This is a genomic window from Pseudomonas sp. (assembly GCF_048265905.1).
Taxonomy (GTDB): Bacteria; Pseudomonadota; Gammaproteobacteria; order Pseudomonadales; family Pseudomonadaceae; genus Aquipseudomonas.
In genome coordinates, this window is sequence record NZ_JBLXAP010000005.1 from 75286 (window position 1) to 91495 (window position 16210).

A 16210-nucleotide genomic window follows, 5' to 3' on the forward strand; every position below is an offset into this window, starting at 1 on the left:
CTTTAGTTTCCACGCATGGCCTGTTCAAGCTCGATAAAGCTTGGGCGGTGCGCCGGGTACAAGACTTTGCGCGCGAACTCGACAGCCAGCGATGGCGGCATGCCGGAAGCCGAAGCCACCAAACCGGCCTTGATCGCCTCGTAGACATTGACCTCTTCTTTGGCGTCATGCTCAAGAGAACTGGCCAGAGGGCCAAAGAAGCCGTACGAAGCCAAAATCCCCATAAAGGTCCCGGCTAACGCAGTGCCAACCTTTTCCCCGATTTCGGCGTTATTCGCTTCGGCCAGTACCGACATGGTAATAACAATACCCAGCACCGCAGCGACGATACCCATCGCGGGCAAGCCATCGGCAACTTTCGCTACCGCATGGCTTGGGTGTTCGAGCTCTTCTTTGAGGCTGGCGATTTCCATGTCGAACAAGCCTTCCAGCTCATGTGGCGCCATATTGCCGGATGACATGATCCGCAGGTAATCACAGATAAACGCGGTCATCCGCTCATCTTTAAGAATCGCCGGGTATTTACTGAATATTGGGCTTGCAGCTGGATCCTCAACATCAGCCTCAATCGCCATCATGCCTTCCCGGCGGCTCTTGTTAAGGATTTCGTAGATCAGTCGCAACACATCCAAATAATAAGAGTGTTTGAAGCGCGAACTGAACATCTTCAATGATTTCTTGAACACCAACATAAAGGTGCTGCCAGGGTTTGCCTGGAGGAATGCCCCCAATGCCGCGCCCCCGATAATCAGCACCTCAAATGGGTGCACCAATGCCATTACATGGCCGCCAGACATGATGAAGCCACCCAGAACGCTGGCGAACACAACGATGATGCCGATGATTTTTGCCATAATTTAAAAACTTATGCGCCTAAAAATAAGGGAATGCCTGAAAAACGTAGCAAACGGCAGGCGATCAAGGCTAAAAAGTGCAAAAACAACCAAGGTCGCGCTCGACTTTACTGGGTGTAAGTGAGCATTTTGAGCATCTTTCCAACACAGCGATACCTGATGCAGCCAGTTTTCCAGGATGTTCCTAGGAATATTTGAAACAACCCTTCTCTATATCGGAAGGTTTGCGCGAGACTATAGTCAGTTAATAATAAAAGCCAGTTTGGCCAACCCAATGCCCAATCCAATCGCTAGACCTCGCACTCTTAAAGCATGGCTGGAGCTGTTAGATAAACAGCTATTGCCTGTACAGATTGAAAGCAGACAGAAAGTTCTGGCGGCACTGGCTGACAGCAACCGCTCATTGCGTGAGATTGCAGACCTGATTCAAAGTAGCCCAGCTTTGGCGATCAGCGTGCTGCGCGAAGCCAATGCATCGCAAAACACCTTGGGTGAGCCCGCTGAAAGCCTTGAAAACGCACTCAACAGACTCGGCCTGCAGCGCACCCAGGCACTGCTTGAGCGCTTGCCAGCACTTAAGCGCGAAGAAATCCCCTTGGGCCTGCGTCAGATCCAACTGATCAGCCAACACGCATCGCAACAAGCCAATGGCTTGTTCTCCAGCCGTCTGGCTAGGCTATGGCAAGAAATCCACTGGGGCAGCCTGCTGTTTCTCGCCCCGGTCTGGGCATTAGTTTCGAGCTTCCCCGATTTGCTGAGCACTTGGGAACAACGCGTACTGGTCAAGGCCGAGCCTGCACAAAAGGTTGAAATTGACATGCTCGGCGTACCTTTACTCCAGCTTTGTCTCGCGCTTGCTGAACGCTGGAGACTCCCCGAATGGATTTGCTACAGCTACCGACTGCTGCTCAATGACCGGCGCTTTCTTGCCAAAGCGCTGCTGATTGCTCGCGACAACGAGCACCCATTGCATCAACAACAATGCCTAGATGCCGATCCTGATCTGCAACGCTGGCTTGGCCAGCCCGCCAATTGCATTCTTCTGGCAAACGGCCTGGCACTTTCAGCACACCACTCATGGGATGGTCAGCACAGTCTGCGCTGGCAGCAGCTCACCGGGCTCTACCTGCAATTACCAGTTGCTGACTTACAGCAGTCGATTCATCAGCAAGCCGCGATCAGCGCCCGAAAACTGGTTACCACCGATCTTTGGCACCCAGCGCAAGCAATGCTCTGGCCTTGGCACGACAGCCACTTGATCTCGCCTGAGCCGCCTCCCGCCGTTCAAACTGACGTCCAGGACTGGCGCCAGCTTTGCAAACAACTGCTCCAAGAGCCCAGCGGGTTTAACAATGTTCTGCAATTAACCGCCTGCGCCAGTCGCGCTTTGCAAGCTGGCGGAATGCAGCGCGTGCTTTTACTGCTGGCAGATCGCACGCAAAGTAAACTGGTTTCACAACACCCCATTGGTCTCAATAAGTCGGCCCAAGGGCTGAGCCTTGACCCGCAACAAAGCCAGGTTCTGCGCACCCTATTGAATGCCCCCGGACAACTGCGTTTAACCCCTGAGAATATCGCGCAATTCTCAGCACGCTTGTCGGGCGCAGTTAAAGAGCTATTTCCCAGCGAGCATTTATTGTTCAGGTCATTGGGTACCAATGGCCGGGTGGTGATGATTGCGGTCTGTGATTGCAACGGCGCAGCGCTGGACGATAAGCGCCTGCAAATCTTTGCAAAGACAAGTCAATGCATCGAGCGCGCACTCAGCAACTTTGCCAATCGCGGGCGCTAGGCTTTCCCACGCAAGGCAGTGCAACGCTGCCTTTAATGCAAGATTCCTTAGGCAAAACAGCGCCTTGAGCCTGATAAATCGCAGCAAAACTGCCGTAATAATCTCTCGCACAGTCGCTCGAAGGTTTTCCCACCTTTCCGTTACAATGCCAAGCATATCCGACTACTGAGGCCCGGCATGTCCGCCTTCGCTGAACTCCCACTGGTTATTGAGCCTGCTGAACTGGCCAGCCGCCTTGACGCGCCTGAGCTAATACTGGTCGACCTAACTAGCGCATCGCGCTATGCATCGGGGCATATTCCTGGCGCGTACTTTATCGACCCCAAGCGCACGCAACTGGGCCAACCTCCTGCTCCCGGCCTGCTGCCGAAGCATGAAGACTTAGAGCAAGTTTTCACTGAACTGGGGCACAACCCTGACGCCGTTTACGTGGTGTACGACGATGAAGGCGGCGGCTGGGCCGGGCGGTTTATCTGGCTGCTGGATGTCATCGGACACAGCAATTACCACTACCTGGACGGCGGCCTACTGGCATGGCTTGCAGAAAATCGCGAAGTCAGCGCCGCTCAACCAGCACTACACAGCGAAAAGGTTGAACTGACGCTAAATAACGCGCCAATTGCCAGCCGCGAATACCTGCAAAGCCGTCTTGGCGCTAGTGATCTGGCGATTTGGGACGCGCGCGCCCCTGGCGAATACAGCGGCGAAAAAGTGCTAGCGGCCAAGGGCGGGCATATTCCCGGGGCGATTAACTTCGAATGGACCGCCGGCATGGACCCCGCGCGCTCACTGCGTATCCGTCAGGATATGGCCGAGGTCTTGCAAATGCTCGGTATCACACCTGACAAGGAAATCATCACTCATTGCCAAACGCATCACCGCTCAGGCTTTACCTACCTTGCAGCAAAAGCGCTTGGTTATCCCAACGTTAAAGCCTATGCCGGCTCGTGGGGCGAATGGGGCAACCACCCAGATACCCCTGTAGAATATTGAGCTATCGGTAATACGCGCATCAGTATGTGCAGTGTTTGCAGCATCGCGGCAGCACTGCACAATCAAGTAAGACTCTAAGGAATCACAATGAAACAACGCTTGTTCATCATCAGCCAGTATTTGCTGCCACATCACCTGTTGTCGCGGCTGATTGGCTGCGCTGCTGAGTGCCGTGCTGCGTGGTTCAAAAATCGCCTGATCAAATGGTTTATCAAGCAATACAACGTCAACATGAGTGAAGCTCAGGTCGAAGACCCAACGGCTTTCGAGCATTTCAATGCATTCTTCACCCGAGCCCTCAAAGATGACGCACGTCCACTCGATACCAGCGCCGATGCAGTGCTCTGCCCAGCAGACGGCACCATCAGTCAGCTCGGCAAAATTGAGCATGGCCGGGTATTCCAAGCCAAGGGCCACAGCTTTAGCGTGGTCGAACTACTTGGCGGTGATACACAGCTAGCAAGCCCATTCATGGGCGGCGAATTTGCTACCGTTTACCTGTCGCCGAAAGACTATCACCGCGTACACATGCCGCTGGCAGGCACGCTTAAACAGATGGTTTACGTACCTGGCCGCCTGTTTTCGGTCAACCAGACCACAGCAGAAAATGTGCCTGAGTTGTTCGCCCGTAACGAACGCGTAGTTTGCCTGTTTGACACCGAGCGCGGCCCGATGGCGGTGGTATTGGTTGGCGCGATGATTGTTGCCTCGGTCGAAACCGTTTGGGCAGGCTTGGTCACTCCACCAAAGCGCGAGCTGAAAACATTTAGCTACGATGAAACCGCTCGTGCGCCAATCTATCTGGAGAAAGGCGCAGAAATGGGTCGCTTTAAACTGGGCTCGACAGCCGTTGTTCTGTTTGGACCTGAGCAGGTTAAATGGAGTGAAGAGTTAACGGCTTGCAGCAGTGTACAAATGGGTCAACTGATGGGTGCCAAAGCACTTTAGACTGGCGCATAAACGCCGCAGCTCAATGAATAGTGTACAGTTATAAAACGCTCGGTCAGGGAATACCGAGCGTGCATGAGTCATACAGAACTATGCTTAAGGTTGTGCTAATAGCGTTGCGACTCAACAACATACAACTCGTTTTTTGTCCCGTGTCACGCAAGGATGCTGCTAGGGTTTCTAGTATGACCACTAGAATGTCGGCTTCTCACCGGCATGGAGTATCCAAGTTTGACTGAGACACAGACTCCTCATCTCTTGCTTCGCGTTTCGACGCCGAAAAACCAGAGCCTGTCGTTCTGTGATTCTACTCCGCGTGACCTTAAACGCTGGATCGCCCACCTGCCCAAAGCCAATATTGGCGAGACGGCCCGCCAGCTTTATCAGGCGCTTGTCGAGATAAACCAACTGCTGACGCCCTCTGATAATCGCTTACAGCTTCTGGAGCTGTTGCGCCCTGAGGTCTTCTACGTTTGTCAGCACTTGGAAAAACACTTTCTCAATCAAGCCATTGTCCTTGATGAGCGCCCACGAAAAGTCGCCAACCTTTGCCAAGCTTTGCAAAACCATCTGGCCAACGGCTACAAACTGGTTATTTCGCGCAACGTCATCAAAAGCAGCAAAGAATCCAAGCAACTCCTGACGATTGCCCTGCAGCGCGCTATTCATAGTCTTTGTGGACCACTGGTGCGTGCCAGCCAGCTTTATTGCCCGGTTCCTGAAGGGTTGTGGTTTGAGCTGCACCAGCTGTATTTGATCGCCAAACAGCGTGGCCTGAAAAATATCGTGGTGCGCGACCCGCTGGCTCGACACAGCCAAGGGCTGAGTGTCGAGCAAAACTATATCGTCGCTGCATTGATGGGCTGCTCGCGCTGCAATCAGATGCGCCAGAATGCTATTGGCCGTGTTGCCGAGGCACTTGAGCAATGGAGCACCTTGGTCAACATCGAAGATGGCAACGACCCAGAGAGCTTATTTGCCGTTGCAACTCAGCTTGATGGCCCGCCACGTTACACCTCGTTATTCCAGAAAAAAGACCTGCAGGTTGCGATCGGCATTGATACCCACCCACTGATTGATGCGATCAATGAACACTTGCTCCTTCCACCAGAGTCAGTCGGCAAATCTCGAGTGCTGGTACCTGAAGGTTTAAGCATTGATTTGTTGCAGCACCTGAGCGCAGCCTGGGGCGATATTTCCGAACGGACTTTTCAGCGCAGCAATGGCCAAGGCTCGTTAACCCTTTGCATTGGCATGAGTGCCTTGCACTACTTCATCGCCAATAAACGCACCTTTGCCGATATCCTCAAACTGCCGGCAGAAATCAACAAAGTCGAATTTAAAGAATCAACGGGCAAGCCAGATATATGGTCGAATGCCTTCGATGCGCAAAAAACGCCCGGTTGGGATCACGGTCTGCCCTACGAAGAAATCGAGTACCAAAAACCGCAGACCCAAGCGGCCGAGACTTATGAGGCTGCGCACCAAGACGTCGAAAGTCAGGTTTTCCCGACATTCGAGCTGCCCATCATTAACCTCAGCCCGGGCGGATACTGCCTTACCTGGCCAAAAGAAGTGCCTAGCCAACTGCAAGCCGGGGAGCTGCTGGGTATTCAAGATGCCCCCGGTCAAGCCTGGAGTATTGCGGTGGTGCGCTGGATCCGTCAGGCACGCGGCGGCGGCACCCAGATGGGTATCGAGCTTATAGCCCCTCACGCTCAACCCTGCGGCCTGCAGCTAATTCGCAAAAGCGAGCAAAACAGCAGCTATCTACGCGGGTTGTTACTGCCAGAAATAAGCGCTATTTCTCGCCCTGCCTCGGTCATTGTGCCGCGCCTGCCCTTCCAGGAAGGCAATAAAGTAATAGTCAATATTGCCGGGGTAGAACACCGCGCAATGCTGGGTCAAAAACACACATCAACTGGCAGTTTCAATCAGTTTGAATACCGTCTCCACAGCTCTATACCTGACGATCACGGGAAGCCCGTCACACCCGTGGAAAACCAGCGTGCGGGTTCAGAGGAAGACTTTGACTCACTCTGGAAGTCGCTGTAGATTCCGTACGAATTCTCTCATTTAGCGTGCTGCCAGCGTAACCAAGCCAGTGAGACATGTTTTCTATCTGTCACTTTTGCATCGCTCGTTCCAGGCACACAATTGGTGTTCTGCACCGCACGACTCGAACGTGCATACGCCGACAACTCTGCTCAACTGACGATTAACCTTGGCCGAGAGTTCACATACCTTGGCGCAGACCGAACTGAACAATGGCCATCGAAAAAAAGACCATCCGCCTGCTGATCCTCGAAGACTCGCAAAATGAGGCCGAACGCCTTGTCAGCCTGTTTCGTAACTCAGGTAGCGCAACACGCGTTCACCGTCTTACCTCCAGCGATGACCTCAGCGAAGCCCTGCAACAAACCTGGGACCTGCTAATTTGCGCACCCAACAGTGAACAGCTGTCGCCCACAGAGGCGATCGGTTCGATCCGGCGCCTGGCCAAAGATGTACCAGCAATCCAGTTACTCGCCGACAACGACTCCGACAGCATCACCGAAGCATTAGCCATGGGCGCTCAGGATGCCTTGCCGCAAGGTGATGACGAGCGCCTGATTCTGATCGCTAAGCGCGAACTGCAAAACCTCGAGGAACGTCGTGCTCGCAGGCGTGCCGAGGTTGCCTTGCGCGAGGCGGAAAAGCGCTGCCAACTGTTACTTGAAAGCTCAGTAGACGCCATAACCTACGTCCATGACGGCATGCATATCTACGCCAACCGCGCCTACCTTGAACTCTTCGACTACGAAGACGCCGACGAGCTTGAAGGCATGCCGATGATCGACTTGATCGACAGCTGCGACCAAGGCGAATTCAAGAGTTTCCTGAAGAACTATGCAGACAGCGAAAGCGCAGCAGAGCTGAAATTCTCCGGAGTAAAAGCCAGCGGCAAGCGCTTCAAGGCGCGCATGAGTTTTCTCCCGGCCACTTACGATGGCGAACCATGCACCCAAGTCGTCATTCGCTCGGATGCCGACAATAGCGAACTGGAAGAGAAACTGCGTGAAATCAGCAGTCAGGATTTGGTCACCGGGCTGTTCAATCGCCCCCACTTCCTGGAATTGATCGACACAGCAGCAGATCGAGCAGTGAATACCGGGCAACCGTCCAGCCTGGCGTACATCCGCCTTGATCAGTACTCCACCTTGCTCGCCGACATCGGCATCGCAGGTATCGATATGTTACTGGCCGACCTGGCCAGTCTGTTACGCACCCACTTCGCCGGTGAAGCACAGCTGGCACGCTTTGGCGATGATGTATTCGCCGCCTTGCAACTGGGTGTCACGCCTGAGCAGGCAGAGCCTGAGCTCAAAGTGCTGCTGAAAAAAGTCGAAGGCCATTTATTTGATGTTAATGGCCGAACTGCACAAACCACTCTCTCGATTGGCGTTGCTGGGCTCAACGAGACCACGCCGAATGGGCAAATCGTAGTTGATCGCGCGCACCGCTGCGCCGACGAGCAAGAACAGGGCAACAACCTCAAACTATTCAACCCAGCCGATGTGATCGCCGCGGCGGCGAACCGTGGTGACATTGTGGCCATGGTGAAGCAGGCACTGGATAACAACGGCTTGCGCTTACTGTTCCAGCCGATCATCAGCCTGCGCGGCGACAACCAAGAGCACTATGAAGTGCTTTTACGCATGCTCAACTCCAAAGGTGAAGAAACTCAACCGACTGAGTTTCTTGCTGATGCCGTTACCGCCGGATTGGGCGAGAAGCTGGATCGCTGGGTAATCCTCAATGCGATCAAGCAACTCACCGAGCATCGTAGCAAAGGTCATAACACCCGCCTGTTTGTGCACTTGTCGAGCGCCAGCCTGCAAGACCAGACGCTACTCCCTTGGCTAAGCGTTGCTCTCAAGGCGGCACGCCTGCCTTCGGATGCGCTGGCCTTCCAGCTTAGCGAAACAGATGCGGTGACATACTTGAAGCAGGCGAAAGCGCTGACTCAAGGCCTCAACGAATTGCACTGCAAAGTAGCTCTCAGCCAATTTGGCTGCGCACTCAACCCGTTCAACTCGTTGAAACATCTGCATATCGACTTTGTCAAAATCGACGGTTCTTTCAGCCAGGACCTCAATCGTGCCGAAAATCAGGAGGCCCTGAAAACCCTGCTCGATAGCCTGCACTCACAAGCCAAGCTGACCATCGTGCCCTTCGTTGAGTCTGCAACTGTGCTGTCGACTCTCTGGCAAGCTGGGGTCAATTACATTCAGGGTTTCTATCTGCAGGGGCCGACACAAACCATGAACTACGACTTCGCCTCCGACGACGAATAACGTCGCAAGCTAGCTCGACGAAGATAGAACGGATTAGTTTTTATCCGACGGCCAACGCCCAAGCTATTTGCTTGGGCGTCTTGCTGTGTGAACCGAGCTGGGCGAAACCACCGAGATATCGACTGCTACAAAGGCCACGTTGCAAGCGCGCGATAGCGCCCCTTGTGCGACTCGTACAAAACAAAGTGGTCCGTCCTGAGCATAAATTCAGCTGGCTCAATGGCTTCCGGCACAACAGCTCGGTAATCGCGTGACAAGGTCAAGTGCGCTCGAAACTCATGGTGCCCAAGCAACAAACCAAAAGGTAACAACGCTTGCTCTAGCGCGTAGACCAACTGCCCAAGCGCGGGCGGCGGGTCCTGGGGTTGCAACACTAAAATGTTCGAGCGCGGCCAGACTTGCAGAGAATCAAGGCAGACGTTCAGCGACTTTCCCGTAACCGGCATCAGGCTAACCGCTGTACAGATTGCATCAATTTGGCTGACTGGCACGGCGCCGAGAAAGGCCAAAGTCAGATGGAAGTTCTCGGCGGCAACCGGCCGACCAGAGCGCAGCTGCAAACCCCTGCGCCACTGCGAAATCGCACCACGCAATGCAGGGGCGCAAGCTAAGGCGAAAAACAATCGCTTACTTGGTTCAGCGCTGCTCATCACTTACAACCTCGGGCCAGTCATGAGTTGCTCAATCGAGGCCATCACGGTCACGGAAGCCGAGCAAATACAAAATGCCATCAAGGCCCAATGTCGAGATGGCTTGCTTAGCCGACTGTTTCACCAATGGTTTGGCGCGAAATGCGACGCCAAGTCCAGCAATCGCCAGCATTGGCAAATCGTTGGCTCCGTCACCCACCGCAATCGTCTGCTCTAGGCGCAAGCCTTCTTTTTCAGCGAGCTGACGCAGCAAATCGGCTTTGCGCTGCGCATCAACAATCGGCTCGACCGCAACACCGGTGACCAACCCATCGACGATTTCCAGCTCATTGGCGTAGACATAATCAATACCAAGCTTGACTTGCAACTGCTTGGCAAAATAGCTGAAACCACCGGACAGGATCGCCGTTTTATAGCCCAGACGACGCAACTCGCTAAACAATGTCTCGGCGCCTTCAGTCAGGCGCAATGAAGCGCCAATGTCACTCAATACCGTTTCAGGCAGGCCTTTTAGTAGCGCCAGACGCTCTTTGAAACTGGCCGCAAAGTCCAACTCGCCACGCATTGCACGCTCAGTGATCTCCGAAACCTGATCACCAACACCTGCAGCCTTGGCTAACTCGTCGATAACCTCTGCCTCGATCAGCGTCGAATCCATATCGAATACCGCCAATCGGCGGTTACGGCGAAACAGCGAGTCGCTCTGAAAGGCGATATCGACATTCAACTCCTGCGCCACACTGAGGAACTCTGCGCGTAACGCCGCTGGATCAGCAGGCTCGCCGCGCACAGAAAACTCAATGCAGCCCTTGCCCTGCTCGGCAGGCATGTCCAACGGCATGCGACCAGAGAGGCGATCGATATGATCAATATTCAAGGCGTACTTGGCGGTGATTGCACTCACTCGCTGCAGTTGTTCCGCCGTGACCTTGCGCGTGAGCAGTGTGACGATGTGCCGGGCTTTACCCTGGCCAGCGACCCACAGCTGGTAATCAGCTTCGGAGACAGGCGTGAATCGCACCTGCTGATCCAGTTCATAGGCACTGAACAGCACGTCTTTAAGCACTGAAGAACCGCGCTCGGTATCAGGAATCTCAACCAAAATGCCAAAAGACAGTGTGTCGTGAATGACCGCTTGGCCGATATCAAGAATATTGACTCCACCTTGGGCCAATACTCCCGTGATGGCGGCAGTCAGACCGGGACGATCTTCACCAGTGATGTTGATCAGGACGATTTCGCGCAAGGCGCACCCTCCAAAGGCTTGATAAGTAATAAACAGCCGTTAAATAGCTGTTAAGACAATTAATGAAGCGCAAATTGGCGCGTCACAAGATGATAGTTAGGCGAAAAAAGCACTTTTCCAGCCCATTTCGACAGCAGCACATCCTGTCGGATGTTTTTTCGTCTGGCACTTATACCCAGCAGGGCCGGTGAAGAACCCACATTCTACCCACTTTCCTAGCAATTCGGACATGCGCAGTGCTTTGCCGTACGCGGGCCGCTCGCTATACTGCGCGGCATCTTCAGTCGACAAGATCAGAGCGCTGTGAACCGGCCCGCCCCCGTGAAATCCGATAATTTCTTTATCCTGCTATTTCAGGCACTGCGCCAACGTCGCGTGCCACTCGCCTTGCGCATCGCTAGCCACAGCTTATTGCTCGTCGCTATGGCGCTGGTGATCTATGCGTGGGTGATCGGCATGCAGTTCAAACAAGCCATGCAGCAGCAAGCTGAAGCGCTGGGCACCAGCCTGATTACGCAAACGGCGTCTTCCGCCACCGAGTTGCTGGTTGCCAACGATATTCTCAGCCTGAATGTGCTGTTGAATAATCTGGTGAAAAATCCGCTGGTCGCACATGCCGCTATTTATAGCATCGACAATCGCATTCTTGCCGAAGCAGGCTCACGTCCAAGCCAAGGCATGCTTGGCGAGACTGACGGGCTGTACTCGTCGCCTATCACCTTTCAAGAGGTAATAGCCGGGCAGCTGCGCATCAGCCTGGATATGCGCCAGTTCGAACAACCCATGACCATCAGCCTGCAGAGCATGGGTATTCTCAGCCTGATTTTGTTGGCGCTAACACTGACGCTAAGCCTGCGCCTGGGCCGCTATATTTCAACGCCGCTGTTGCAAATGCGCGTATGGCTGCGCGATCCCGACGATCCTGCACCTGGCGCCAGTCGTCAGGATGAAATTGGTGATCTCGCCCGCCAACTGCAAGCGCGTCTGGTCCCGGAAAAGCCGGAGCCAGAACACGAGTTGGAAGCTGAAGACCTGTACGACGATGCAGACTACGGCGATGAAGATGACAACTACGATGAAGACGCCGATGAACCGGGGTTTTCGATGCCAAATCTCAGCGCCAAAGACGATGACAACCATGACGTGCACGACTTTGACGAGTCGCCACGGCCGACGCCTAGCGTAAAAACGAGCCAGCCAGCAAACAGCACCCTTCACACTAAGAACGACCCATTTGCTGACTTGCATGACATGGATAACGACGCAGCTGAACTAGACGAAGATGACTTCACTGACGCGACGCCAGCCCCTGCTGCGCATGTGCCGGCGACGCCAAGAGCTTCCCAGCCAAGCGCAGTGCTGGCAATTCAGCTAGGCGCTCAGGAGCAACTACGTCGCTTACCGCGCGCCCGCCTGATGGATTTGCTGAAACGTTATCGCGATTGTCTGGATCGCGCAGCGAACCTTTATCAAGCTGAACTGCATACGCTTAAAGACGGCAGTAGCCTGATGCTATTCCATCGCCAAGACAGCGGTGAAGAGTTTCTGATTCATGCTATTTGCTGTGGTGAGCTGATGCGCGCACTGGGGCACGCCCTGCAAATCGAAGTTGCCGACAGTGGCATCACCTTGCAGTTGCAGCTGGGCATGACCTTGGGTGACGACCTGATGAATCTAAGCCAGGGTGAGCTGCTGCTCAACGAAACCTCACAGGACGCTCTGGCGCTGTCACAACATAGCCGCAACTTGCTGTTGGTCGAACGCGGCGTAGCCGATGATGAATTGGTTCGCCAACGCGCTCGCACCCGCTCTATCGCCAGCCCAGAAGGTGCATGTTGCGTCGAAAGGCTGCTGGACCCATATCCAGCCCTGCTAGAACGCCAGCTAGGCAAGTTGCGCGACCACTAGGCCGTACAATTGCAGCGCTAGCAGAGCCGGCCCACAGCCCTGCTCTCAAGCCTTTAGCACCAGACGACTCCTGCGCCTAAATAGAGCCGTGCATCACATGTCAGGCGCTTGCGGTACGGCCGGCCAGCGGCGCCATTCGCCACTGGCGGCTGGAACTGGCGCTAGGAAATCAATGCTGCTGAATGCAAAAAACCGCAAATTGCGGTTTTTTGGGTTTTATGCTGCAAACTGTTTTAGAACCGGAACACTTCAGAGTCAATTCGCACCGGTTGTGCCATTGGGATTTTAGGTGGATCTTGTTCTTTCTTGGATGTGGCAGGTGCTTTTTTAGGGGCTCGCTCAGCGATTGCCGGAATCTCACCGTCTTGCTGTTTGACCGCCATCGCAACTTGCTCAACCAGCTGATGCATTAGTGTGCTCTGAGCATGCACTTGTTCAGCGATGGAGCCACCGTGAGCCTGTTCCAGACGTACCAGTCGGCCATCCAGCAATTGACCGTTTTTGCCCATCAAACGCCATTGGGCTTCAAGCACGGCTGGGCGCTGCGGGCCAGAGTCAAGCCGGGCAATCGACATCAGGATCTGGACCTGCGGGGTGACGCCAGGCACAGCCGGGGCAAGCGTCAAGCGCTGGCTATTCAGTTGCGAAGACAATTGAAGAAGCAGCTGCTGATCAATGTCTGAAGCCAAGCTGCCTGCCCAGCGCGCATCTCTCGACGCGATCAAGCTGCCATCTTCCTGGCGCTGCAGCAACGCCTCACGCTGCAAGTAATCGGCAATCGATACCGGGCCCAGCAACACCGCTACACCCTCGTCAGCAGACGGTACTTTAGCGCCGCCACTGTCGAGCTGATACAAAGGCACCGGCTGGTAACGCGCACAACCAGCTAACCCGAGTAGAGCTATCAACAGAATTAAGGGGAGTCGCATTGCAATCATCAATATCATCCAGCCAGTCATCAGACTGGTCTATATATCCATAAAATTCAAAAGCGGTTTTAGGCTATAACATCCATTGTTAGCGAATTAAAAACCCTTAGAAAAACTCACTCAAGACACAAGTTCCAACCTTCAGATAGGCATACTCCTGCACGCCAACTGATGGCAATTTACCATTGCCCGCACCGGGAATATGCCCTGAACAATGAACGCTGCCAGCAGTCATATCATCCTAGAAACCTGCGTCAGACTCCAGTGTTGATCTGCCTTAGAGTATTTCAGGTGTTACCCAGCTACTCAACCAGCAGGCTGTCAACTCGCTGAAAGCCCCGTGGTAGCTTATTACCACGCCGACCTCGCTCACCTTTATAGTGTTCAAGATCATCAGCCTTGAGTGACAAGGTGCGCTTACCCGCTTGCAGCACCAGCGTTGCCCCAACCGGCAGAACAGCGAGATCGGTCAGGTACTCTTCCCGTGAAGCGACTCGGTCGCCCGGGATGCCGATAATTTTATTGCCCTTACCTTTGCCCAACTGCGGTAAGTCCGCCACCTTGAACAGCAACAAGCGGCCTTCGGTTGTAACCGCTGCAAGCCAATCCTCTTCGCGACTGACCAACGGCTTGGGTGGTATCACTTTGGCGCCATTTGGCAGACTCAGTAGAGCTTTACCGGCTTTGTTCTTGGCTTGCAGGTCTTCACCTTTAACCACGAAGCCATAACCCGCATCCGAAGCGATCACATACAACGCCTCGTCATCCGGCAACATCACGCATTCAAACGTGGCGCCAGGCGGCGGGGTCAGACGACCAGTCAATGGCTCGCCCTGGCCACGCGCGGAAGGTAATGAATGCGCTGCCAACGAATAACTGCGCCCGGTCGAGTCGATAAATACGGCAAATTGGTTGGAACGTCCTGGCGCCATGGCCTTGAAGCCATCACCGGCCTTATATGACAAGCCCGTCGCGTCAAGATCATGGCCTTTGCCGCAACGCACCCAGCCTTTCTCGGAGATCACCACGGTGACGGGCTCAGCAGGCATCAGTTCATTTTCTGACAGTGCCTTGGCCTCGGCACGCGCGACAATTGGCGAGCGTCGATCATCGCCATAGGTTTCAGCGTCTTTGATGATTTCGTCACGCACCAGCTTCTTCAGGCGCGCTTCGCTGCCAAGCAGCTTGAGCAGTTTTTCGCGCTCTTTGGCCAGCTCATCTTGTTCACCCCGAATTTTCATCTCTTCAAGGCGCGCCAACTGACGTAAGCGCGTATCGAGGATGTAATCAGCCTGAATATCTGTCAGTGCAAAGCGCTCAATCAGCACCGCTTTTGGCTGTTCTTCGGTACGGATGATGTGGATCACTTCATCCAGATTGAGGAAGGCAACCAACAAGCCTTCCAACAGGTGCAAGCGGCGCTCGACCTTATCCAGACGGAACTGCAGACGGCGGCGTACGGTATTAACCCGATATTCAAGCCACTCACGCAGTAGTTGGCGTAGATTTTTCACCTGTGGTTTGCCGTCCAAACCAATCACGTTGGTGTTGACCCGGTAACTCGACTCAAGCTCAGTAGTGGCAAACAAGTGCTGCATCAACTCCGCGGCATCGACCCGGTTTGAACGCGGAATGATAACGATGCGGCATGGGTTTTCGTGGTCAGACTCATCACGCAGGTCAGCCACCATAGGCAGCTTTTTAGCCTGCATTTGCCCGGCAATCTGCTCCAAAACTTTAGAACCAGAGACCTGATGCGGCAGCGAGGTGACAACGATATCGCCATCTTCAACCCGATAAACCGCACGCATGCGCACCGACCCACGACCGGTTTCGTAGATTTTCAGCAAATCAGCCCGTGGCGTGATGATCTCAGCTTCGGTCGGATAATCCGGCCCCAATACGTGCTCACAAAGCTGCTCGACAGTGGCATTGGGCTCGTCGATCAAGCGTACGCAGGCCGCAGCCACTTCACGCAGGTTATGTGGCGGCACATCGGTCGCCATGCCAACAGCAATACCTGTCGTGCCATTGAGCAGCAAGTTCGGCAAGCGCGCAGGCAGGGTTGCGGGCTCGTTCATGGTGCCGTCAAAGTTAGGCACCCAATCAACAGTGCCCTGCCCCAACTCGGTCAGCAGGACTTCCGAATAGCGCGACAACCGCGCTTCGGTATAACGCATGGCGGCGAAGGATTTTGGGTCATCCGGCGCCCCCCAGTTACCCTGGCCATCGACCAAGGTATAGCGATAGCTGAACGGCTGCGCCATGAGGACCATTGCCTCGTAGCATGCCGAATCGCCGTGCGGATGAAACTTACCCAGCACGTCACCGACAGTACGCGCCGATTTTTTGTGCTTTGAGTCAGCATCCAGACCCAATTCACTCATCGCGTAGATGATGCGTCGCTGAACCGGCTTCAGACCATCACCGATGTGCGGCAAAGCCCGGTCCATGATTACGTACATGGAGTAGTTGAGGTAAGCCTGCTCGGTAAAATCGGCAAGGGACCGGCGTTCAACACCGTCCAGACTCAAATCGAGAGAATCGCTCATG

At 54.3% G+C, this 16210-nt stretch carries 11 protein-coding genes; 6 read left to right on the forward strand and 5 right to left on the reverse strand.

The genetic code is table 11. The annotated features are described in order from the left end of the window. Nucleotides 1–2: 2 nt before the first annotated feature. Nucleotides 3–854, reverse strand: coding sequence for a flagellar motor stator protein MotA (motA, locus tag ACN0UH_RS09035; protein ID WP_417661749.1), 852 nt, complete (start codon nt 852–854; stop codon nt 3–5). 274 nt (nt 855–1128) lie between these two features. On the opposite strand from motA, the gene ACN0UH_RS09040 reads away from it, so the two are divergent. From ACN0UH_RS09040 to ACN0UH_RS09060, 5 genes are all read left to right on the forward strand, one after another. Further along, nucleotides 1129–2646, forward strand: a complete 1518-nt coding sequence (locus ACN0UH_RS09040) for an HDOD domain-containing protein (protein ID WP_417661750.1) — start codon at nt 1129–1131, stop codon at nt 2644–2646. 177 nt (nt 2647–2823) lie between these two features. Further along, the gene (locus ACN0UH_RS09045) at nt 2824–3639 is read left to right on the forward strand and encodes a rhodanese-like domain-containing protein (RefSeq protein ID WP_417661751.1); all 816 of its coding nucleotides are present in this window, start codon (nt 2824–2826) and stop codon (nt 3637–3639) included. A gap of 81 nt (nt 3640–3720) precedes the next feature. Beyond that, complete coding sequence (gene asd / locus ACN0UH_RS09050) at nt 3721–4587, forward strand: archaetidylserine decarboxylase (protein ID WP_417661919.1); 867 nt, start codon at nt 3721–3723, stop codon at nt 4585–4587. Nucleotides 4588–4803: 216 nt separating this feature from the next. After that, nucleotides 4804–6642, forward strand: coding sequence for a molecular chaperone (locus ACN0UH_RS09055; protein ID WP_417661752.1), 1839 nt, complete (start codon nt 4804–4806; stop codon nt 6640–6642). 212 nt (nt 6643–6854) lie between these two features. Continuing rightward, nucleotides 6855–8924, forward strand: coding sequence for an EAL domain-containing protein (locus ACN0UH_RS09060; RefSeq protein ID WP_417661753.1), 2070 nt, complete (start codon nt 6855–6857; stop codon nt 8922–8924). Between the two features lie 125 nt (nt 8925–9049). Here the strand turns inward: ACN0UH_RS09060 and thpR are convergent, their stop codons facing one another. Beyond that, nucleotides 9050–9574 (reverse strand): RNA 2',3'-cyclic phosphodiesterase, encoded by a 525-nt coding sequence (gene thpR, locus ACN0UH_RS09065; protein ID WP_417661754.1) that lies wholly within the window; start codon nt 9572–9574, stop codon nt 9050–9052. Between the two features lie 31 nt (nt 9575–9605). Beyond that, nucleotides 9606–10820, reverse strand: a complete 1215-nt coding sequence (serB, locus tag ACN0UH_RS09070) for a phosphoserine phosphatase SerB (RefSeq protein WP_417661755.1) — start codon at nt 10818–10820, stop codon at nt 9606–9608. A gap of 303 nt (nt 10821–11123) precedes the next feature. Between serB and ACN0UH_RS09075 the strand changes: the two genes are divergently transcribed. Continuing rightward, nucleotides 11124–12728 carry a histidine kinase gene (locus ACN0UH_RS09075; RefSeq protein ID WP_417661756.1) on the forward strand — a complete coding sequence of 535 codons (1605 nt, stop codon included), beginning with the start codon at nt 11124–11126 and terminating at the stop codon, nt 12726–12728. A gap of 233 nt (nt 12729–12961) precedes the next feature. Here the strand turns inward: ACN0UH_RS09075 and ACN0UH_RS09080 are convergent, their stop codons facing one another. Next, nucleotides 12962–13666 carry a PqiC family protein gene (locus ACN0UH_RS09080; protein WP_417661757.1) on the reverse strand — a complete coding sequence of 235 codons (705 nt, stop codon included), beginning with the start codon at nt 13664–13666 and terminating at the stop codon, nt 12962–12964. Between the two features lie 293 nt (nt 13667–13959). Further along, nucleotides 13960–16209, reverse strand: a complete 2250-nt coding sequence (parC, locus tag ACN0UH_RS09085; RefSeq protein ID WP_417661758.1) for a DNA topoisomerase IV subunit A — start codon at nt 16207–16209, stop codon at nt 13960–13962. Between the last annotated feature and the right edge of the window lies 1 nt (nt 16210).